16 protein-coding genes and 1 pseudogene are annotated in these 22,936 nt (G+C 40.1%); 12 read left to right on the top strand and 5 right to left on the bottom strand.

The features are described 5' to 3' along the window. The first annotated feature begins 11 nt into the window (after positions 1-11). From CPS94_RS07750 to CPS94_RS07720, 7 genes and pseudogenes are all read left to right on the top strand, one after another. The gene (locus CPS94_RS07750; RefSeq protein WP_112193477.1) at positions 12-884 is read left to right on the top strand and encodes an L-ribulose-5-phosphate 3-epimerase; all 873 of its coding nucleotides are present in this window, start codon (positions 12-14) and stop codon (positions 882-884) included. 17 nt (positions 885-901) lie between these two features. Continuing rightward, entirely contained in the window at positions 902-1,597 is a 696-nt protein-coding gene (locus CPS94_RS07745; protein ID WP_112193475.1) for an L-ribulose-5-phosphate 4-epimerase, read from the top strand. Between the two features lie 130 nt (positions 1,598-1,727). Then, positions 1,728-2,924 carry an acetate/propionate family kinase gene (locus CPS94_RS07740; protein ID WP_112193472.1) on the top strand — a complete coding sequence of 399 codons (1,197 nt, stop codon included), beginning with the start codon at positions 1,728-1,730 and terminating at the stop codon, positions 2,922-2,924. A gap of 111 nt (positions 2,925-3,035) precedes the next feature. Continuing rightward, positions 3,036-3,557, top strand: coding sequence for an HdeD family acid-resistance protein (locus CPS94_RS07735; RefSeq protein ID WP_112193470.1), 522 nt, complete (start codon positions 3,036-3,038; stop codon positions 3,555-3,557). Positions 3,558-3,617: 60 nt separating this feature from the next. After that, positions 3,618-6,131 (top strand): excinuclease ABC subunit UvrA, encoded by a 2,514-nt coding sequence (locus tag CPS94_RS07730; RefSeq protein ID WP_112286464.1) that lies wholly within the window; start codon positions 3,618-3,620, stop codon positions 6,129-6,131. Positions 6,132-6,695: 564 nt separating this feature from the next. Continuing rightward, entirely contained in the window at positions 6,696-7,418 is a 723-nt protein-coding gene (locus tag CPS94_RS07725; RefSeq protein ID WP_112193466.1) for a metal ABC transporter ATP-binding protein, read from the top strand. Further along, positions 7,399-7,983, top strand: a pseudogene (locus tag CPS94_RS07720) (ABC transporter permease); the annotation flags it as partial. The gene CPS94_RS07725 and the pseudogene CPS94_RS07720, both read left to right, overlap by 20 nt. A gap of 187 nt (positions 7,984-8,170) precedes the next feature. On the opposite strand, the gene CPS94_RS07715 reads toward CPS94_RS07720, so the two are convergent. The 3 genes from CPS94_RS07715 to CPS94_RS07705 all read right to left on the bottom strand — a co-directional run bounded on the left by CPS94_RS07715 (position 8,171) and on the right by CPS94_RS07705 (position 10,730). Then, complete coding sequence (locus tag CPS94_RS07715) at positions 8,171-9,325, bottom strand: RNA-guided endonuclease InsQ/TnpB family protein (RefSeq protein WP_112193464.1); 1,155 nt, start codon at positions 9,323-9,325, stop codon at positions 8,171-8,173. After that, complete coding sequence (locus CPS94_RS07710; RefSeq protein ID WP_112193462.1) at positions 9,267-9,725, bottom strand: recombinase family protein; 459 nt, start codon at positions 9,723-9,725, stop codon at positions 9,267-9,269. The genes CPS94_RS07715 and CPS94_RS07710 overlap by 59 nt, the downstream gene beginning before the upstream one ends. A gap of 333 nt (positions 9,726-10,058) precedes the next feature. Next, entirely contained in the window at positions 10,059-10,730 is a 672-nt protein-coding gene (locus tag CPS94_RS07705) for a histidine phosphatase family protein (RefSeq protein WP_112193460.1), read from the bottom strand. A gap of 631 nt (positions 10,731-11,361) precedes the next feature. On the opposite strand from CPS94_RS07705, the gene CPS94_RS07700 reads away from it, so the two are divergent. After that, a complete protein-coding gene (locus CPS94_RS07700; protein ID WP_112286463.1) occupies positions 11,362-13,689 on the top strand; it encodes a BspA family leucine-rich repeat surface protein in 2,328 nt (775 codons plus the stop codon). A gap of 243 nt (positions 13,690-13,932) precedes the next feature. On the opposite strand, the gene CPS94_RS07695 is transcribed toward CPS94_RS07700, so the two are convergent. Continuing rightward, positions 13,933-15,798 (bottom strand): monovalent cation:proton antiporter family protein, encoded by a 1,866-nt coding sequence (locus CPS94_RS07695; protein ID WP_112193456.1) that lies wholly within the window; start codon positions 15,796-15,798, stop codon positions 13,933-13,935. A gap of 128 nt (positions 15,799-15,926) precedes the next feature. Here CPS94_RS07695 and helD point away from each other — a divergent pair, with 128 nt between their 5' ends. Both helD and CPS94_RS07685 read left to right on the top strand, forming a co-directional pair. Next, a complete protein-coding gene (gene helD / locus CPS94_RS07690) occupies positions 15,927-18,227 on the top strand; it encodes an RNA polymerase recycling motor HelD (RefSeq protein ID WP_112193454.1) in 2,301 nt (766 codons plus the stop codon). A gap of 166 nt (positions 18,228-18,393) precedes the next feature. Then, complete coding sequence (locus CPS94_RS07685) at positions 18,394-19,626, top strand: MFS transporter (RefSeq protein WP_112286462.1); 1,233 nt, start codon at positions 18,394-18,396, stop codon at positions 19,624-19,626. A gap of 21 nt (positions 19,627-19,647) precedes the next feature. On the opposite strand, the gene CPS94_RS07680 is transcribed toward CPS94_RS07685, so the two are convergent. After that, positions 19,648-20,211, bottom strand: coding sequence for a GDSL-type esterase/lipase family protein (locus CPS94_RS07680; RefSeq protein ID WP_004050564.1), 564 nt, complete (start codon positions 20,209-20,211; stop codon positions 19,648-19,650). Positions 20,212-20,303: 92 nt separating this feature from the next. Between CPS94_RS07680 and coaA the strand changes: the two genes are divergently transcribed. Then, positions 20,304-21,224 (top strand): type I pantothenate kinase, encoded by a 921-nt coding sequence (gene coaA, locus CPS94_RS07675; RefSeq protein ID WP_112286461.1) that lies wholly within the window; start codon positions 20,304-20,306, stop codon positions 21,222-21,224. Between the two features lie 136 nt (positions 21,225-21,360). After that, entirely contained in the window at positions 21,361-22,914 is a 1,554-nt protein-coding gene (guaA, locus tag CPS94_RS07670) for a glutamine-hydrolyzing GMP synthase (protein WP_112195895.1), read from the top strand. Positions 22,915-22,936 lie beyond the last annotated feature (22 nt).

Raw genomic sequence — 22,936 nt, 5'->3', positions numbered from 1 at the left:
AGGTGTGGTAAATGATCTCATTAGGGATATACGAAAAGGCATTGCCACGTGATATTTCCTGGGAAAAGCGGTTGGAGTTGGCCAAGGAACTCGGATTTAATTTTGTGGAACTTTCGATCGATGAAAGTGACAAACGTCTGGCTCGCTTAGATTGGAGTGAAGAAAAGATCGCCCAGATCAATGCGGCGATCAAAAAAACTGGCATTCCGCTCTACACTTTGATGTTAAGTGGACACCGGCGTTATCCACTGGGGTCGCTCGATCAAAAAACACGCCAAAAGGCCTTGGATATGCTAAAAAAAGCCGTCATACTAGCTGAAAAACTGGGGATCCGAAATATCCAAATGGCTGGTTATGATGTCTTTTATGAGGATAAGACGGCTTTGACCCGTGAATATTTTATCGAAGATCTGCATAAATGTGTGCAAATTGCGGCTGCGCATCAAGTCACGTTAGCGATCGAGACGATGGATGATCCTTTTATCAATACGTTAGCCGATGTCGCTCAGCTAAAAAAGCAGATCAAAAGTCCGTGGTTACAGGCCTATCCTGATCTAGGAAATCTTAGTGCCTGGTCAAATGAAGTGGCTAAAGATCTCGAAGATCATGTCGAGCTGATCGCAGCGATCCATCTCAAGGATACTTTGCCAGTCACAAAGACAACACCTGGAAAATTCAAGAATGTTGACTTTGGCAAGGGCTGTGTTGATTTCAAAGGCTTGTTAAAAACGCTCCAACGCTTAGGGTATGAAGGCACTTATACGATCGAACTTTGGTCACAAGAAACAGCAAATGATCCATGTCAAGAGACTGCCCGAGCAAAAGCGTTTTTTGACCAGATCTTTGCTGAATTGGAGATCAAACAGCGTCCAGTCGCAGGATAGAAAGCAGGGGATATGATATGCTTAGTGAATTAAAAAAAGTTGTTTATGAACAAAATATGCGTTTACCAAAACTTGATCTGGTCAACTTTACTTGGGGCAATGTTTCTCAGATCGACCGCAAGCAGGGGCTGTTTGTGATCAAACCTTCAGGCGTTGCCTACGAAAAACTAACGCCTAAAGACATGGTAGTCTGTGATCTAGCTGGAAATGTGGTCGAAGGAACGCTTAATCCTTCCAGTGATACCCCGACCCATGCATATCTGTATCGGAAGTTTAAAGATATCGGTGGGATCGTGCATACCCATTCGCCGTGGGCAGTTGCTTTTGCTCAAGCAGGCGTTGGACTCCCTGCTTTGGGTACAACGCATGCCGATACTTTTTATGGAGCTGTACCGATCGCTAGAGCATTGACGAAAGAAGAGGTTGCAACTGAATATGAGGCCAATACAGGAAAAGTGATCGTGGAGACTTTCAATGGTCATGGACTCGATCCAGAAGCGATCCCAGCTGTACTTGTACGGCAACACGGTCCGTTTACTTGGGGCAAAGATGCGGCCACAGCTGTGTACAATGCAAAGGTTTTGGAGGTCAGTGCGCAAATGGCATTTTACACGATGCAATTAACTCCTAAACAAGCGAGTGTTCCTCAATATTTGCTCGATAAACATTATTATCGAAAACATGGGGCCAATGCTTATTATGGCCAAAGATGATCAAAAAAGCTGGCTACGAAAAATAGCCAGCTTTTTTTACGTTAAAAAGAAAGCGCTTAGATTTTAAATTTGATTGAATAAAAAGATTATACTATTATAAAGTTAGGTAAATTTTTAAAGGGGTGAGCTTATGGAAAAAATTATGATCATCAACTCGGGGAGCTCGAGTTTAAAGTTTAAATTATTTAACAATGAAACACATGAAACCTTGGCAAGCGGGATCATCGAACGGATCGGGATCCACGGTTCAAAGATCAAGGTGAAATATGGTGCTGGGCAGAAGTATGAACTAGACCATGAGATCACCAATCACTTACAAGGGATCGAACTTTTACTAAATGTCTTAAAGGAATTAAACTTGATCGCGGATCTAAGCGAGATCAAAGGTATCGGACACAGAGTTGTCGCTGGTGGGGAGTATTTCAGTCAGCCAGTGATCGTAGATAATGATGTTATTGCTAAGATCAAAGAATTAGCACAATTAGCACCATTGCATAATCCAGCCAACTTAAATGGGATCAAAGCATTTCGGAAATATTTACCCAATTCTTTATCGGTAGCTGTTTTTGATACGGCATTTCATCAAACATTACCACAAGAAAATTATATGTATAGTACACCATATGAATGGTATGAAAAATACGGTGTTCGTCGTTATGGTGCTCATGGGATCAGTCATGAATACGTGGCGCGTAAGGCGGCTGAACTAATGGGACGTCCTTTTGAAGAACTCAAATTGATCACTTGTCATTTGGGCGCAGGGGCATCGATCACGGCGATCAAGTACGGGCGCTCATTTGATACTTCGATGGGCTTCACCCCACTGAGCGGTATCCAAATGGCAACTCGTGCGGGCGATGTCGATATATCTTTAGCTAACTACATTATGAAAAAACTAGATATTCAATCGATGTCTGATATGGTGTATCTATTGAATGAAAAGTCAGGCTTTTTAGGCGTCTCAGGTGTTTCAGCTGATATGCGTGATGTTGAAGATGCCGCTGCAACTGGCAATGAGCGTGCGAAGTTAGCGATCAAGTTGTTTTACAATAGTATCTTACGTTATGTTGGACAATATATCGCTGAGATGGGTGGTGTCGATGGGATCGTCTTTACCGGTGGGATCGGTGAAAATTCACCCGAGACGAGTGAAGCGATCATGAAACGCCTAGCTTATATGGGCGTGACGATCAATGAGACTGAGAATAAAAAACGTGGAGCGCAAACGATCATTTCGGGACCTGATTCGACAGTGACTGTGATGCGGATCCCAACCGATGAAGAATATATGATCGCACAGCATGTGTGGCGTTTACTTGAGAATTAAGTTAAAGTAAGGCAAAGGTCTCACTTTTTTTAGGTGTTTTTACATGACAATTTATTAATAAAATGCTAAAATCGATAACCGATATTAAAAAAATTAAGGTGGTCTTTTGTTATGCAAACAAAACAGCGGAATTTCGACTGGTTTAGTTTGGTCGTTGGGATCGTTTTTGTGATCGCTGGGATCGCAGCCTATATGAAACCCGACGATACTTTGAAATTTATTTCGATCTGTATCGGGATCGGGGCTTTAGTCAAGGGATTTTACGAATTATGGTTTAGACGTGGGATCGGCAACTTGTTTGGTGAAAGCTCAGGTTGGTTGCTCTTTATGGGGATCGTTGATATCATTTTAGGTCTCTTATTTATCTTTAGAGCAGCTTCTGGTGTAGTGGTGATCGCCTACATCTTTGCCTTTTGGTTCATCTTTGATTCGATCGCTGAAATTGCGACAGCTAGCTATTTCAAGCAATTTAACCGGGGCTATTATATTTTGAACTTGATCTTAAATATCTTGGCTTTGTTCATCGGTTTTGTACTATTATTCAACCCATTGATCGCAGCTACGACTTTGGTCTTGATCATCGCCTTTTACTTGATCTTGATCGGTGTCATTAAGATCATCCAAGCATTTTGATTTTATAGAGCAAAGCGGACTAAGTGTAAACTGGGTCCGCTTTTTTGATGAGGTAATAAAATGAGAAACGCTGAAAAACTCCCCCAACAGATCGAAGTTCGTGGGGGCAAAGTTCATAATTTAAAAAATATTGATATCGATATCCCGTTGCACCGGTTTGTGGCGATTTCAGGTCTTTCTGGTTCGGGCAAAAGTTCGCTTGCGATGGGGATCTTATATGAAGAAGGTTCTAGAAGGTATTTAGAAGCTCTTTCGACTTATACTAGAAGACAACTCAAGACTGGAAATAAAGCTAAAGTCGAAAGCGTCAAGCATATCCCATCGGCCTTAGCTTTGCGGCAACGGCCCGCGATCCCGTCTGAACGGGCGACAGTTGGGACGATGAGCGAATTACTGAATGTGATCCGGCTGGTCTTTTCACGTTTAGGGCGCCCTGTTTGTCCCAATGGGCATCAATTATCTCCAAGTCTTAAAATTGCTCAAGCGATGAGTAAAACTGGTGATCAGATGGGACTGATCGATTGTCCGACTTGTGGGGTGGATTTTTACGCTTACAGTGCAGAAGATCTCGCCTTTAACTCAAGTGGTGCGTGTGAGAAGTGCCATGGGACAGGGAAAGTACGCCAATTAGATGAGAACAAATTGATCGCTGATGAAAACTTGTCTTTAAATGAAGGGGCGATCGCTTCGTGGCGTTTGCCAGGGCGTAATTTTATGCCAAGTGTTGCTGAACAAGCAGGTGTCAGAGTCGATGTTCCCTTTAAAGAATTGACTGCTAAAGAAAAAGACTTTATTTTAAATGGTCCCCAAAAGAAGTTCAAGATGGATTTTCGCACAAGTACGGGACGCGTTTTCCATGACTTTAATGTCTTGTACGAAAATGCCCACCAAGCTGTTTTAGAGTCGGCTAAGACAAGTAAGAGCGAGCGTTCCCAAAAGAAGATCAGCGAATTTTTCCATTATTCGACTTGTCCTGTCTGCCATGGGACACGCTTACGTCCAGAACTATTACAACAGACAGCTGGCAAGTTAAATATTGCCGAGGTCACTGAACTTAGCTTGCATGAGCTACCAACATGGAAAAAACAAGTGTTAGCAACACTACCGTCTGAGATGACTAAGATGGCACAAGCGATTTTTACCGAATTTGATGATGATCTACGTCCTTTATTGGAATTAGGCTTAGATTATTTGACGTTAGCCCGTAACGGTAATAGCCTTTCAACTGGAGAGTTGCAACGGATCCAGTTAGCGCGGACTTTGCGCACTGAAACGACGGGTGTCTTGTATGTTTTAGATGAACCATCGATCGGGTTGCATCCAGATAATATCCAAGGGCTATTAAATGTCTTTAAACAGTTAGTCGCACAAGGGAACTCGCTTGTTGTGGTCGATCATAACGTTGATATCATCAAAGCTGCCGATCATATCATCGAGATCGGTCCTGGCTCAGGCAAACAAGGTGGACATATCTTAGCGACTGGAACACCAAAAGAACTAGCAGCCAATAAAGATTCATTGATCGGACCATATTTGAGTGGAAAAGCAGAGCTTAATGCCCGCAAAGTTTGCTCTCTGACAACTAAGAAAATGACTTTAGCTATCAGTGATCACTATAACCTCCACGATGTAAAAGTTGAACTGCCACTAAAGCGACTCACGGCGGTCACTGGTTTTTCTGGTGCTGGTAAGACCAGTTTGATCTTAGATTCCTTAGTACCAGCGATCAAGGCCAAAGCTAAAGGAGAAGGTTTACCGGCGCAAGTAAGCGAACTTGAGTCACCGATAAAAGATGTAGTAAGTGTTGATGCGAGCCCGATCGGTAAAAGTACGCGTTCGACAACGGCAACATATACGAGCATCATGGATAATTTGCGTAAGTTATTTGCTAAACAACCACTGGCTAAAGAGCGCCACTATACGCCGAGTTATTTTTCCTATAACAATAAACAAGGTGGATGTCTCGAGTGTGGTGGAACTGGGGTCGTGACCTTAGATGTCCAATATTTACCTGATATGGAACAGACATGTCCAATATGTGCGGGGAAACGTTACCGTCCAGAGATCAGCGATGTCAAATGGCGCGGCTATTCGATCGTTGATATTTTAGCCCTCGATGTCGCACAAGCACTGACTGTTTTTAAAGATGAACCAAAAATCTTGCGGGAATTAGAACTTTTACGTGAAGTAGGGCTAGATTACTTACATCTAGGCGAGAGCACTCCGAGCCTTTCTGGGGGAGAAGCCCAACGCTTGAAATTAGTGAAACACTTAGATCACAAGCAAAAGACGACTTTATTTGTCTTTGATGAACCAACGATCGGACTTCATCCACTTGATGTCAAAGTATTGCTAAAAGTTATGCAAAAACTTTTAGATCAAGGGGCGACGATCATTACGATCACGCACGATCAAAACCTGATCGTTAATGCCGATAACATCTTAGATCTAGGACCACGAGGTGGAAAAAACGGGGGTAAAGTCATTTTTTCAGGCCCGCTTTCTGAATTATTGCACCATCCAACAAGTTTGACAGCTAAGGCTTTAGTCGACTATTTAGCGCATTTTGAATAATTTTTTGGTATCGCTTGAGATGAGCGATACCTTTTTTGTAAAAGCTTGATATGATATTTAGTTAAAAACTTAGATATGACTAAATATCATTGTACTCTTACTCAATTTATGACAGGATAACTTTAAAATCGATCTAAGGGGATCATATCACTTTGTCTTTTATCAATGACTGAGTTTTTATCTATTTTTTAGGTATATACAAAATCATAGATAATATCTATGGTAGAAAATATTCATGAAGTATCTTTTGATAAATTTTGTTTAAATTAGTAGGTAACAACTTACTGTAACTGGGAATAAGTAATTTTTTAATTTCTTGGAGATTCATTTTAGGTTGTAACATCACGTGAAAGGAGAGCTTGGCGTTCTTTTTCAGTTAACGAAAATTTATTTAAAAAATTATAGTCATCTGAGAGAAAATCGGCGATCAACCTCTGATTTGACTGTAATTCTTTAACTAAAAAATTAGAATATTCAGACGTTATCAAATTGTACTTGAATCATTTTTTAATTTGTGTCATGATAGTGGCATAATTTTAAAATTAATACAAGGGGAATTTTTATATGATACATTTTAGTAACGTATCACTTGGATATGATACTACTACAGTGGTCAAAAACGTTGATTTTACCTTGGAAAAAGGGGAATTTGTAGCATTAGTTGGGGCTAATGGATCAGATAAAAGTACATTAATGAAAGCAATGGTCGGGATCTTAGCGCCACTTGCAGGTGAGGTCTCAGTAGATTTACATACAGCAAGGAAAAATCCGTTCAATGATATCGGATTTAGTCCACAAAATCAGATCATAGATTGGTACATGAATGTATACGACAATGTTTTTCAAGGACCACTGTTGGTCGGATTTTCTAAAAAAGAGGCGACAAAACTTTGTCAGCAAGCGCTTGAGCTGATGGATATCACTAAGATAAGTGACAAACAGACCGATCATATCTCAGGAGGACAGTTGCAACGAGTTCAAATAGCGCGAGAATTAGCTAAAAAACCACAGCTCTATATTTTGGATGAGCCGACAACAGGGCTTGATGTAGAAACTTCTGAAAGGTTATTTTCATTTCTAAAAAAACGTAGCCAAGAAGGTGCACTGGTCTTGGTGTCATCCCATGATCTAGTCTTATTGGAAAATTACGCTGAAAAATTGCTCTTTCTTGACAAGGGCAAACAAAAGTATTTTGGAAATCTTCAGCAATTTTTAGCGCAGGGTATGAGTTTACGAGAAAAATACTTGCAAGAAAGGACTGAAGAACATGGATCCGATGAATTTTAGAAATATTTCCACTGGGATCGGTGCGATAAAGATCATTGCTTACAGTGAGTGGGTTGCTTTCAAACGGAATAAAGGTTTGTTATTATCAATGGGGATGGGACCTGTATTATCGTATGGTTTATTGGTCTTGGCATTGAGTACTAGTTTGAAAACAGTCAATTTAGAAGGTGTAGCTATTTTGTATAAACAGTATGCCTTGACTGGTGTATTGACCTTTTTTGTGACAAGACAGATGTCACAAGCTATGTATCGCGCTACGATCGATAAAGAATATGGGCTATTGGCACTCAAATTTTTGAATGGGATCCAACCATGGTATTATCTGATCGGAATGAGTTGCTTTCCGATCGTGGGCTTACTTTATCAGTGTTCGATCTTATTTATCCTTGGGATGATGTCAGATGGGATATATAACATTGGCTTTTTCTTATTGTCCATTATCGTTGTGATCATCTCACTTGGCTTTTGGTCAGCCCTTGGGATCTTACTTAGTACTAAAATATCGACCTATGAAAAGCGAGATATTGTGATGACCTTGATATTTAGTCCGGTATCGTATGCAGCTGCTGTATAAAATATGAACAAACGTAATCAAATATATCAAATGATTACATTTGAGAAAGAAATATAGCTTTTCCTTTCCTAAATTTTATTTACTACCGTCAACGCTAGTGTTCCCATATCCTAACAAGAGGGTAATGACATTGACTAGCTCAGATAGCTTAAGGGTGTAGCCCACCCCGTTATATTTTCTAGTTTAATAAAGCTAAAAGATTAGCTACGGCATTTTCATCTCGATCCATGATCGCACCACATTCATAACAAATATATTCGTTATGCTTAGTTTTATATTTTTGATTACCATCAAGATTAATTTTTTCATCACCAGTCTTGATATGACCGCAATCAGAACATCTTTGTGTGCTTGGATAGTATTTATCAGCTAAGACTACTTCTTTATCATACCAGCCAGCTTTATAGGTCAATACTTGTCTAAAGTAACCAAATAATGATCTTTGTAAGCCTTTAGAAGCTACGTGTGTCATCTGCATTTTCTTTACATCTAGATCTTCGATCACGATTTTGTCATAATCACTAACTAATTTAGTTGTAAATTTATGGATAATATTATGTTGAATATTAGCTACTTTGCGATAATCGAGTTGTAACTTGGCTCTCGTTTTAACGTAATTATTTGTTTTAGTAGCTTTATTTCCATTGACCACACGTTTTCTAGCTAACTGACGTTGATAGTGTTTAATACGTTTATAAAGCTTTTTTAAATGATCAGGTAGTGTATCAACTTTACCTTTGGTATAGTTAAAATGACCTACATTAATATCTACTGCTGTTTTATTACCAGTTTTACCTTTTTTAGTTATTTCAACTTCAAAAGGTAGACTAGCCCAGTATTTATCATTTTCACGGTAAATTGAAACGACTTTTAAATCACCTTCTAAAGACTTAGCCCCTTTAAATCTGATGTCGTACCAAGTTTTGATTTCAAGTGGTTTGTCAAGTCTTAGCTTACCATTAACGATCTTAGCCCTATCAGTTTTAAAACCTTGTCTAGGAGCTTTCTTAGACTTAAATTTGGGCTTGCCCCAATCAGGTCGTGCCTTATCAAAGAAATTTTTCCAAGCTTTACCTAGGTCAGAGATCGCTAATTGTAAACAACGAGCTGATAATTGATACTGCCAATCCGCTTTATTAGCTACTAATTCATCACGAACCCTACGTTCGCTAGGTTTTAATTTTTTATCCCCTAAAATCAAGGAACTATCATACATATCATTCCATAAAGCTATACCTTGATTCCAACAGTATCTACGATAATCGCATAAATTATCAAGAACCTTCTTCATTGTTTGATCGGGATAGAGTCTTACTTTTTGAACTCGAATCATTATTTTCACCACTTTTCAAAGACCTGTCATTTTTCAATTTACTTTTATACTTGCGTAAACCATATAAGCGACAAGAAAATACATGTACAATGCTTATCATATCATCGATCATTTCTTGAGTAGGACTAGTTTTAATGTTATTTAACACTACAATTTCCGTATTGTGCATCTTACATAATCTTTCAAACCAGTCATAACCAAAGCGGATAAAACAATCTTTATAGGTAATAAAGATTGTGTCAACTTGATTATCCATTACTTCTTTTAGTAATTGTTTCATCAAGAATAACACCTTTAGCATGGGAGCACAATAAGCTTTTAAAGACCCATTGTTATCCCAGCGTTGTAGGATTAAAACAGTAACGCCCGATCTTTCAGCTATTTCTTTTGGTTTTAATATCTACCTCACATTTTATCTTTCTTGTAGATATTACATCACATTTGATTATATTTTAATGCATTTTAACTAACAGTTATTTCCTCCGACGCTCTATGTTTTTTCTGATAAGTTACCACTGTTTGTCAAATGTTTGATCATGATCAATCCGCTTACATACCAACTAAAAGCGATCAGGACGGTGGCATTTGGCTTTTTTGAGCCACTACCTATTTTGGTGGATCTCTTGCTTACACTTGGAATGATGTATCTAGCACAACGAATTTTACGAAAGATCTCTTTACAATTATCAGTAAGATAAAAAAGATCTCTGAAATTTTCGGAGATCTTTTTTGCTTAATATTTAGCGTCATCTTGGTATCGATTGAAGTAGGCGAGTTTGATCTGCCCGTTATCGTCAACATCAAAGCGAGTAACTGAACCATTCTTGGGACTGACGGTGATGTCGATCTCAGGAGCAAAATGTGAAGTCAGGCTACGGATCAAAGTTGAATGCGCGACAAGCAAGATCTTATCGCCATCGTTTGCGATCTGATCGAGATATGCAAATCCACGGTCTAAGCGTTGCCAGTATTCGGTATTGTTTTCTGCATCATGGAAAGGATCGGCTTCCTTGGTAAAATCACGTGCTTTTTCGATCGAGTATTTGGTGATGATATCGTTAAAAGTCCGACACCCGTGATCGGCTCCGATCATCAGCCAAGCCTGACTGGTATCACTGCCTTCAAAGTAACCAAAATTTTGCTCGCGAAAATCAGGCAAAGCTGTAGGGATCAGCTCTTCAGCACTAGCAACATTTTCTTCTAGGATATAGCGACATGTCCGCGCGGCGCGATTCGTGTCGCTGTGAAAAGCATGCGCAAAGTTTAAGTGTGCTAGTCTTTTACCAGCTTGATGCCCATCTTCGATCCCTTTTGGAGTCAAAGGCGAATCACACCAGCCTTGGATCTTGTTGTAACGGTTGAGATAGGTCTGTCCATGGCGGACAAAGTAGAGCGAGTATGCCATAAAAGTTTCCTCCCGTGACCAATATATTTGTTTCTATTATAGCATGAAAGCGGTTTTGTTGACGGGTGAAAAAATTTAGTTTTTTTACTTGACTTGAAGTTAACTCCAAGCAATAAGATTATGACAATATATTTTATCACTAGTCTACGTAATGATTCCTCGGATAATATTCGAGGCTTACGGCACTTTTTTCGCTTTTGTTGATATCTATTTTGGGCATTTACGATAGAATATTTCTCTTTACCACCATTACGTGATATTTCACGACTGATAGTACTTTTAGAATATCCGATCTGCATAGCTATTTTTTGATAGATAAAGTATCAATTCTCTATCCTTTAGTGTAAAATGTTTATATAGTCATTAGCTTAACTCCTCGTAATATAAGATTTGAAGCAAATATAATTGCTTCAGTGATAATAAATTTTGAGATATCTTTCGATATTGTTGTCTGCCTAAGATAAAATGTCATTAGGAAAGGATCCTTATGGGTAGTGGTAGTTCTTATCACTCCTTAATGAATTAGTGGTTTTTTCATTGTACTTGGAGTTGAGGCAATGAGTCTCTTTTTTTGCCGTATGCCTTGCATTTGAATTGTAAATTAAAGCTAAAAAAATAAGGAGAGTTTTTTATGTTATCGAGAAAAAATAAATGGGAATACAGTAAAAAGTACAGTGATGTGAGTCGAAAATATTGCATCAAAAGGATCGGACTCATCACGACATCAGTCTTGATCGGAATAGCGTTTATGGGAGCTAGGCAAAACGTTTTAGGTGATGAAGTGGGGACTAATGTCACAGAAAATGAAGTCGTTTTGACCACAGCGCCTGTTACAGAGGAAAAGTCTACCGATGAGATAGCGGAAGCGAAACTAGAGCTAACTGAGCAAGCTGATGCTAGTCAAACAACGGAACAACCTGAAACTTTGGCGGCTCCAGCAACAGTGAATACTGAACGCCAAGCTGAAGATGATGGTTCAACTGCAGCTTATTTAAGTGAACTTGCGCCACCAAAAGAAACAAGCACAGCTGACACATTTTCTTTAGATGATTGGGAATACGACGTCAATGTAGCCGATAAACAGATCCGCTTGACCATGTATAAGGGAACAGGTCCTGAACTCACGATAACAGGGAGAGTTTCTGACCCACGTTATCAAGATTATACGGTCGTAGCTGCTTGGGATGTCCCAGTTTTCCTCATTCGCTTTTTATATCGGAATGCGCCAACGCATTTTAATATCTTAAAGACATCAGATGGTAAAAAAGTGCTTTATGATAATCCGCATTTGAGTTTTTCCGATATAGATGTGGAAAGTCTTGATTTATCAGGTTTAGATACGTCGAAAGTGGTCAATATGCATGGTGCATTTGATCACATGCCCTATGCGAAAAGTCTGAATTTAAGTGGACTTGATACGCATAATGTGACTGATATGAGTAGTATGTTTTGGGTTTCAGACAAGCTAGAACATCTGGATCTAAGCAGTTTTGATACTAGCAAGGTTACCGATATGTCTGGCATGTTTTTCGGTATGAGTGGTTTAAAAACGTTGGAGCTAGGTAATTTTGATACGCATAATGTAGAGAATATGGTCGCGATGTTTGGCAGTCTGTATGAGCTAAAAAAATTGGATGTCAGTCATTTTGATACTAGCAAGGTGACTGACATGGAAAGTATGTTTGCCCACGCGGAGAGTTTAGAAAAACTGGATGTCAGTCATTTTAACACGTCTCAGGTGACTGATATGCGCCGTATGTTTGCGAATTTACCTAAACTAAAGGAGCTGGATGTCAGCAATTTTGATACACGCAAGGTGACTGATATGTCTGGCATGTTTTCGTCGATGGAGGAACTAAAGGAGTTAGATCTAAGTAATTTTGAGACATACAATGTACGTGACATGGGTTCGATGTTTTATGAGACAAAAAACTTGGAGGCTTTAAATTTAAGCAATTTTGATATTAGCAAGCTAAAAGATCACTCCTATAGCAGCGATAAGCCGAATGTTTTTGCTTTTGATCGGAGCCCTAAATTGCGGTTAGTCAATCTAGCCAACCTTGATATTTCAAACTCAAGCGAAAAAGTGCGGGCTAGTTTAGCCGGAGCGCTCAATAACCGCCAAGGAGCTGTAGCGATCGTCGCTAAACCAGAAGTTTTTAAGTTGATGAAAACAGATAATAGTGGGACCGTGATCGGGCCACAATATGAAGCGGGTGAAGGCAGATTTCAAAATGGGAGTGCGACACTCAACTTGGTGAAAAGCCAAAATATAGATCCGGCTGAGCTATATGCAGCCTTACCAACTCAAACAGAGCTAGCTAACGTTGAGAGCCCTGTTTTAGCGGGGTATAAATTGAAAAACTGGAGCTTGATCTCAGATGAAGTTGACAATCTTAGTCGCTTAGGCTTAAAAGGATATGCCCCTAAATTCAAGACAGTGCGTTACCAAGCAACGTATGAGCCACTAAAAGAAACTGATGCAGGTATAGTTACGTATGTGCCAAAAGCTAAAGATCTGACAGTCAGGGTAAATGAAGATCCTGTTGCCCCTGGAGCAATCGCCAATAAAGAGGAGTTACCGTCCAATACGAAGTATGCTTGGAAAGAAAAAGTCGATACTACCACAATTGGTGCAAAATTCGGCACGCTTATCGTAACTTATCCAAATGGGGCAAAAGAAGAAGTAGTAGTGAAGATCACGGTGATAGCTGCTGATCCTGTGGTTGATACTACCGCTTCGAAATCAGAACTAGAGCAGGGGAGCGCTAAAGGTTTTAGCCCGCATATCAAGCAAGAAAGTGACAAAGCGCCAGCTCATACTAACGCCAGCGATGAAAAACAAAGCTTGCCGCAATTAGGGGACGCAAATGCTAACCTAAGCTTGATCGCAGGAGTGCTTGTAGCGGGAGTTGCAAGTCTGCTGGGGGCAAGCTTGATAGTTAATAGAAAACGATAAAAAAATAAAATAAGTGGCTAAATATTGTTACCATATCGGGATGTCCGTCAACTGATATGGATGACCCGTACAACACTTCCTACAGAAATGTGGGGAGTGTTTTTTTACGCAAAAAAACTGGTATGGCATTTCCATCCATACCAGAAAGTGTACACCCACCATTTTTGAAAAAATCAAAAATTATGGTTCGGATTTCTATATTGATAATTGGTAACTAAGTAGTTTTTCCCCAGCCTCATTTCTTTATTCATAATCATTTAACTTACTGATCTTTTTACGGATATCATTAACAACGTCTTTGTTAGCCGAGAACAATAGATGGTCGCCCACTTGGATCTGGGTGTTACCATTGACCGGGATCGCTTTACGGTGCCTAAAGATTCGGCTGACCGTGATCTCTTTGATAAATGGTAATTTGCGTAATTCAAGCCCAGCAAATTTGGCGTTGCGGACAACGACTTCATATAAGCGTGAATCGCCGGTGATCAGATCAAGCGTTGATGGGGACTCGATGATTGCCCGCATCATGCCAACTGTGGTAGCAAAGGTCGTAAAGAACTCGACCCCTGCGTCAGACAGGCGTTTGTCCATTTCTGCCATGCTAGTTGGGTCACTATTTTGGATGCGAGTCAAGACACGGTCAACCCCGTATTCTTTAGCAGCTAAAGCCAAAGAATAGTTGATATCAACATCAGAGTGCCCTAAGACTAAGATGTCAGTGTCAAAGATCTGTTCTTTGATGAGGTCTTTTGGCTCAAGGCTCTCAACTAAGTGCACATTGGAACGGTAATCGTAAGTTTGGTAATTTTTTTTCCAGTTAGTATACATCTGGATATCATACCAGTCTTCATTTAGCTGTTCAGCGGTGTTGATCGTGACCAAGTTGACCCCGATGATCGTAACTTTGGTCTTTTTGAGATCTTCTGGTTCAGGTTTATGCAGTTTATTAAAGACTAGTGGCCCTAAGATACAACTGACCACAGCGGCTAAGATGAAAGCCCCAGATTGTTCACTCGAGATGACTTTTAGATTCTGAGCAACGGTCAACGTCGCTAAGACTAGTGTGATCGTTGTTTGGGAAAGCATCGCCCCGGCTAAAGCATTGATCCGTTTGAAGCGTTGACGCAATCCCAAGTAAGCTGGGGCTTTTGCCAAGACATAAGCGGCAAAAAACAACGGGATCAAGATCAAAGTCTTAGGTGAAGCAAGGAGTTCAGGAATATTGATCTTAGCTCCTGTTAAAATGAAAAAGAACGGGATAAAAACACCATAGCCGATCGCATCGAGTTTTTCTTGGGTACTATGTGCTGGTTGGAGCAATTTGATCACGATCCCGGCGATAAAGGCCCCTAAGATATCTTCAGCACCAACAGATTCAGCTAAGACGACTAAGGTAGTAATGACTAACAATGCCAAGCGGATATCGATCTGAGTCGTAGATTTGTTGATCTTATCTAGGGATGTGAAAAAACTGCGGAAGCGTTTGAAGATCAGGGCTCCGACGATGAAAAGTAAGAAGATCAACCACGCACTTTCACCTTTACCTGAGACAAAAGAACTATAGACCGTCAAACAAAGCAAAGGTACGACTTCACCTAAGACAGCGATCAAAAGCAAGGTTTGTCCGAGTGGTTTATTTAGTAATTCATTTTCCTTTAAAACAGCGATCACGACCCCTAAAGCAACGGTCGAAAATAAGATCGCAGCTAAGATAAAGTTGCTAAATAGACCAAAAAATTTAAAGAGCAAAGCTAAGGCTAGTGCCATTAGTAAGCTTCCCCCATAGGCAACAGCAGCGACTTGAACGGGTGAAGTCGAGGGCGCATTGGCGGCTTTTTTGCGTGCCAGTGGGGTAAGTGGTCCGTTATTTTTCTTGAAAATAGAAAAGTCGATCTCCATCCCACTCAAGAAAAGTAAGAAGATGACCCCGTAATTTGAAAGAAAGCTTAAGATACCTTCAGTTTGCACGAGGTCAAAGCCACTTTTGCCAAGCACGATCCCAACGAGTACTTCAGCCACAGCAGTCGGTAAAACACTGATCTTAAAGCGCTGTAAGATCATTGGTGTGATAAAAGCAGCAAACGTAACTATCAGTACAGAAACTGACATGAAATTTCCTCCTTAGAAAACGTTTGTTCTATTATACACAATCATTTCTCTAAGTTCAAAAACACGACAAAGAAAATTAGATATGCTACAATAGAATATCGAAAATTTGTTTGTGCGGAGGGTAAATAATGGCTGAAAGTATTAAGCAACAAGAACAACAACGCATGGATCGGGTAGTCGCTCAGATCAAGAAAGCGCAAAAAAAGGCGCAAAAAAATATCGCTACTGCTAAAAGCGATACGCAAGCGATCCAAGATGATTTCAAGAATAATCTCCGTATCAAGACGGGAACTTATTCGGGGATGATGGAGACCGCTTTGACTGTGCGCCAACAACAACAACAATTAGCCGAACGAGAAAATAACAAAACGCAAGCCGCCAAACGTTTAGATGTGCTCGAAAAGATGGAGCAAAAGCCATATTTTGCCCGGGTCGACATCAAAGAACAAGGTGAACAAAAGCAAGAAAAGCTTTATATCGGGTTGGCTTCATTTTCTGATGAAAAAGATCGCTTTTTAGTCTATGACTGGCGGGCACCGATCTCAAGTGTTTACTATGATGGCGGACTAGGAAAAGTTGAGTACACGACACCTGTCGGCAAGCGTGAAGTCGAACTCGAATTAAAACGCCAATTCATGGTCGAAGACGGTAAGATCGTAACGTTATTTGATACGGATGAGACTGTGGGTGATCAGATGTTGTTAGAGGTTTTAGATGAAGGGTCCGATACGAAGATGAAAAGTATCGTGACGACCATTCAAAAAGAACAAAATAAGATCATCCGCGATACTGACTCAGAATTGTTATTTGTTCAAGGGGCAGCTGGTTCAGGTAAGACCTCAGCTGTTTTACAACGAGTAGCGTATCTATTGTATCGCTATCGGGGCAACCTCAATTCTGGTCAAGTGGTGCTTTTTTCACCAAACCAGTTGTTCAATGACTATATCGACCAAGTTTTACCTGAATTAGGGGAACAAAATATGGTGCAGATGACTTATCATCAATTCACCAATCGGCGTTTACCAAAAGTTCGAGTCGAAACACTCAAAGAACGTTTTGAAGAAGAAAACCAAGGTATCGACCAAAAGATCAAGGCGGTCAAGGATAGTTTGAAATTTTTCAAAGTTGCGACAGCTTACAGTAATTACCTTGAAAAAAATGGCATGCGTTTCAAAAACATCATGCACAATGGTGAAATTTTCTTCTCCAAAAAAGAAATCAGAGATATCTACTACAGCTTTAATGAAAATTATCATCTGGGAAATCGCTTGAGTGCGACTAAGGAAGCTTTGATCAAGCGGCTAAATTCTAAAGTTGCTCAAGCAGCAAAAACTGATGAAGTCCAAAAAGCGGTCCAAGATCTGTCACAACAGCAATTAAATGAGTTGTATGGCGATCGGCCGCGGAATTTTGAAAATGGCGATAAAGAACTGAATTTCTTAGCGCGCCAATATGTCATGCAAGACTATAAAAAGATCCAAGTGGCGATCATGAGAAATCGCTTCTTAAATATCAATGCGCAATATGTGCATTTCTTACGTAGTGTGCCAGAAATGCTAGAGCTAAGTGAGTTTGAGCTGACTAAAACAGCGTGGGAAGCAGGTATCGAAAAGACGATCAGCATGCTTAAACAGCGTCGTTTATCTTTGACCGATGTAACGCCATATCTTTACTTATATGATCGGATCACGGGTAAAAAGGGCGAACGTGATATCAAGCATGTCTTTATTGATGAGATCCAAGACTATACGGCCTTTCAATTAGCGTATCTCAAAGCTGAATTTCCACGGGCTAAATTTACAATGCTTGGTGATCTGAACCAAGCGATCTTTACGAAGGAAAATAGTCATACGCTTTTGAGCGAGCTTGGCACAATGTTTCCAAAAGAAAAGACAAAAGTCGTGCAGTTGACGACTTCATATCGTTCGACCCAACAGATCACGGACTTTACGAAGGAAGTTTTAGTCAATGGTGAAAAAGTGACGGCTTTTGAACGCAATGGGAAGAAACCAACGATCATTGTTGACCAGGACAAAGCTGCTTTAGTGAACGATGTTGTGGATATTTTAGCTAAAAATGATGCTGCTAAACAAACGACAGCGATCATCGGGAAGAGTTTAGCAGAATGTGAAGCGCTCTTTACCTTATTACAAGCCAAAGGTGTCCAAACGACTTTGATCCGGACGGAAAATCAACGTTTAGTTCCTGGAACTTTGATCGTACCTTCTTATTTAGCTAAGGGGCTTGAATTTGATGCAGTCATCATGTGGAATGCCGATCAAAAAAATTATCATGATGAAAGCGAACGGCAACTGGTCTACACGATCTGTTCACGGGCGATGCATCAACTGGATATCTTGGCACTAAAAGAGTTATCCCCATTATTTGAGACTGTGGATAAAAATTTATATCATTTGATCAAACGTTGAGTTAAAAGCGGTGTTTCGTGATGAAACACCGCCTTTTTTGACGGAGAGATGATTTCAAGTTTATAGATAAAATTAAAAACTGATAAAAATTTAATGATAAAAACATTGTCTTTTAGGAGGCGGGGTGATATTATTGACTTATTAAAGTCATATTGGGGGAGAATTTATGGGGAAAACAGGAGATTTTTCTAAAAAGCAACTGCATTTATCGCTTGGAAGCTATTTTATTGGGAATTTTAGCAGTGGGATATTTAACTTTATTTTAAGTCTTTATGTCTTAAAAGTGACAGATTCGAGCTTTTCATTTTCATTGATCTTGATGTTAGGGCCGTTAGCGACTATCTTAGGAAGTCCGCTAGTTGGACAGATGGTAGATAGATATCCACATAAGAATATCGCATTAGGGGCACAACTTAGCAGTATTTTGATCGTAAGTTTAAGTATGTTGTTATTTACAAGGTTTCAAACGCCTCTTGGTAGCGTGATCATTGCAGGTACCATAGCCTTTTGGTTGACATTATATGATGATTTTCAAACGATCGCATATAAAGCCTCTACCTTGAACTTAGTGGCTAAGGCTGATCATCAAAAGCTGATCGTAGGTGAACAAACGATCTCTGCTTTGATGATGTTAGTAGCTCCGATCTTAGGTGGTGTTTTATATCCGATATTTACACTGAGGCAGATAATGTTTTGCGAGATCGTTGGTGAAGCATTGGTCTTTTTTAGCTTGTTACGGTTAGATTTTAAGGCATTTGGAAGAGAAGCTAGGACCGATAAACAAGAAAATATATTATCAGGTATCGTTGCTGGAATGGGATATATCAAAGAAGATCGGCTACTGAGAACGCTACTTATTTTTGGAGTAGTAGCGAATCTAGTCTTGACCGCAGTAGAGGTAGGTGATCCGATAGTTTTAGTCAAAGATCTTGGTGTAAGTGCACATACCTATGGGTGGATCATGTCTAGTTTAGCTTTGGGGATGATCGTTGGTTCTGTTTTGATGGGAAATGTCAAAGTAGCGCAAGGAAAATGTCGTTTTACGGCAAAAGTCTCATTTTTGATGGTCATTTCTTTGCTAGCTATGGCGACCGTCCTTTTGTATAAAAGCACTTTACTTGTGAGTACAGTCTTTACGGTGAGTTTATTTTTGCTAGGGCTAGCGATCTGTTTAGCAAATGTTCCTTATGCACTACACATGCGCACTGAAGTAGCTATGGAAAAACAAGGTCGTATCAATGCTACCTCTGCTGCAATATTAGAACTAGCTTCTCCGCTAGGGCTGTTTTTCTTTGGTACCTTATTTCAGTACTTGGCACCAGGAGCGATCTTCTTTTTGGCTAGCATAATTTTAGCTGGTGTTGGCTCATGGTTGTATGGTAATAAAAAGGAACACTGAGATCTTCAGCGTTCCTTTTTATCAACTTAGACTATCTAGTTTATTTTTTAGTAGTGGGGTGAGTTGCTCGACGAGTTGCCGATATGCCATCTCAGAGTAGTGCAGATCATCTGCTTGTAGTAGTTCTTTTGGATCTTTATCTTTGCAGAACTCAAACCAATCTAAAGCTGGGATCTTAAATTCATTGGCGACTGTCAAAGTCTCTTTAGCATATTGCTCCATCTTAGAAAGCGGGCGCAGATTGGCTCGTGTTGGTCCTGCGATCCCAGGCGTTACTAAAAGACATTTGTTAGGGCTGATGCAAGTCAGCATATAAGCTAAATTGTTGTGGTAATTAGCTAAGAAGACATCTTTACTGGAAACATCATTGGTGCCAAAGAAGATCACTACGATATCGGGGACTTCATTTAAGACATCCTCGCGCAGCCTTTTGCAGGCATTACGTGTTTGATCGCCGGGTAAACCACGGTTGATGAACTCAACATCAGGGAATTTATCCTCTAAAAGTCGGGTAAAGATGGGGCTAGGATGACCATCAACTACGCCTGCTGTTAAACTATCACCGAATAATACTACTTTAGTCATGTTTCCGCTTCCTTTATTAGTAAATTTATATAAAATCCGTGCTATAATTGTCTATTATAAGATAGAAAACGCTATACAAGGAAATAATACGCATGGAAAATCAAATAAATTACTATAAGATCTCACGCAAAGAGTGGAGTGGCTTTTATAAAGACCATATCACCCCCTTGACTGAGGCTGAACTGCAAAAGATAAAATCGTTAAATGACCGTATTTCGACCACAGATGTGGCTGATATTTACATGCCGTTGATCCATTTGCTCAAGATGTTTGTGACTACTCATCAAAAGCTCCAAGATGATCAGGCGAATTTTTTAGGGATACGCCCGCACAAAGTCCCCTTTATCTTAGGGATCGCAGGCTCAGTAGCAGTAGGTAAAAGTACAACGGCCCGTTTGTTAAAGACATTACTCAGCGAAGTTTATCCTGCTAAAAAAATTGAATTGATCACAACGGATGGCTTTTTATACTCCAATAAGGTGTTAAAGAAAAAAGGCTTGATGAGTCGCAAGGGCTTTCCTGAAAGCTATGATATGGAACGGTTGATCAGTTTCATCAATGATGTTAAAAATAATTTGCCTGCTAAGGCACCAGTCTATTCACATGAGGTCTACGATATCATTTCGGGTGAATATGAAGAGATCGCTTCGCCTGATATTTTGATCGTTGAAGGGATCAACGTTTTGCAACTGCCAAGTAAGCAAAAGATCTATGTGAGTGATTTCTTTGATTTTTCTATTTATGTCGATGCTAAAGAAGAAGATATCAAACAGTGGTATTTGGAACGCTTCGGGTTGCTGTTAGATACCGCATTTAAAGATCCTAAGAATTATTACTATCCTTATACTTTAGGCGATCGTAAAAAAGCATTTAAGATGGCAGCTAAAGTCTGGGATGAGATCGATCACCCTAATCTGCACGATTATATCTTACCCACTAGAAATCGTGCCGACCTGATCATCGTTAAAGGGAAAAATCATTTGATAAATGAGTTGATGTTACGCAAATACTAGTACTGGTTCATTCGGATTCTAGCTAAAATTTAATTAAATTCATGAAAAATGTACGTGAAAAACGATTGACCCAGCTTAACTCAATGAGTACAATGTAAGATAATACATGCAAAAATTTTATGATGAGGTGAATATCTTGGCTAATGTTGACATGCAAGCTTTTGACAAGATCATTGTATTGGACTTTGGGAGCCAATATAACCAATTGATCACTCGTCGGATCCGTGAATTCGGGATCTATTCTGAATTATTATCACACAAGATCACGGCTGAAGAGATCAAACGAATGGCACCTAAGGGAATTATTTTCTCTGGTGGTCCAAACAGTGTCTACGATGAAGGAGCATTTAAAGTCGATCCTGAGATCTTTGATTTAGGGATCCCAGTGCTTGGTATCTGCTATGGGATGCAACTTATGACTCAAGAACTTAGGGGCAAAGTCGAAGCTGCTGATAATAAAGAATACGGTAAAGCAGAGATCACAGTAGCGGATGCAGATGCAGTGATGTTCAAAGATCTACCTAAGGAACAAACAGTATGGATGAGTCACGGTGACTTGGTGACAGAAGTTCCAGCTGGGTTTGAAGTTACAGCAACAAGTGCAAACTGCCCAATTTCAGCAATGGCTAACACAGCCAAGAATTTCTATGCATTACAATTCCACCCCGAAGTACGCAACAGTGAATACGGTAATGATATCTTGCGTCACTTTGCGTTTGATGTTTGTGGTGCGCGTGATAACTGGTCAATGGAAGACTTTATCGACATGCAGATCGCTAAGATCAGGGAACAAGTCGGTGATCGTAAAGTCTTGCTTGGTCTTTCTGGTGGGGTCGATTCGTCTGTTGTTGGGGTCTTGTTGCACAAAGCGATCGGTGACCAGTTGACTTCGATCTTTGTTGATCATGGCTTGTTGCGTAAAGGTGAAGCTGAACAAGTTATGGAAAGTTTAGGCGGAAAATTTGGCTTAAACATCATTAAAGTTGATGCTAAAGAACGTTTTATGGATAAATTAGCTGGCGTTTCTGATCCGGAACAAAAGCGTAAGATCATCGGTAATGAATTTATTCGTGTCTTTGATGATGAAGCAACTAAACTCAAGGGTATCGATTTCTTAGCTCAGGGAACTCTTTATACTGACGTGATCGAATCAGGTACTGATACAGCTCAAACGATCAAATCCCACCATAACGTTGGTGGTTTGCCAGAAGATATGCAATTCGAATTGATCGAACCATTGAACACATTATTCAAAGATGAAGTCCGCGAATTAGGTGAAAAATTAGGCATGCCACACGAACTTGTTTGGCGTCAACCATTCCCAGGTCCAGGTCTTGGGATCCGTGTTATTGGTGAGATCACCGAAGAAAAATTACAGATCGTGCGTGATTCTGATCTCATCTTACGTGAAGAGATCGCAAAACACGGTCTCGATAAAGAGATCTGGCAATATTTCACAGTGTTACCAGGGATCCGTTCTGTGGGTGTGATGGGTGATGGTCGGACTTATGACTATACAGTCGGTATCCGTGCCGTGACTTCGATCGATGGGATGACGGCTGATTTTGCGAAGATCCCATGGGATGTATTACAAGAGATCTCAGTGCGGATCGTAAACGAAGTGGCCCACGTCAACCGCGTCGTCTATGACATCACTTCTAAGCCACCAGCAACGATCGAATGGGAGTAAAAATTCGCAAAGCTATCTGAGA

This window comes from Ligilactobacillus murinus, from assembly GCF_003288115.1.
In the GTDB taxonomy this organism is placed as follows: domain Bacteria; phylum Bacillota; class Bacilli; order Lactobacillales; family Lactobacillaceae; genus Ligilactobacillus; species Ligilactobacillus murinus.
This window is presented reverse-complemented; position numbering and strand designations above follow the sequence as displayed.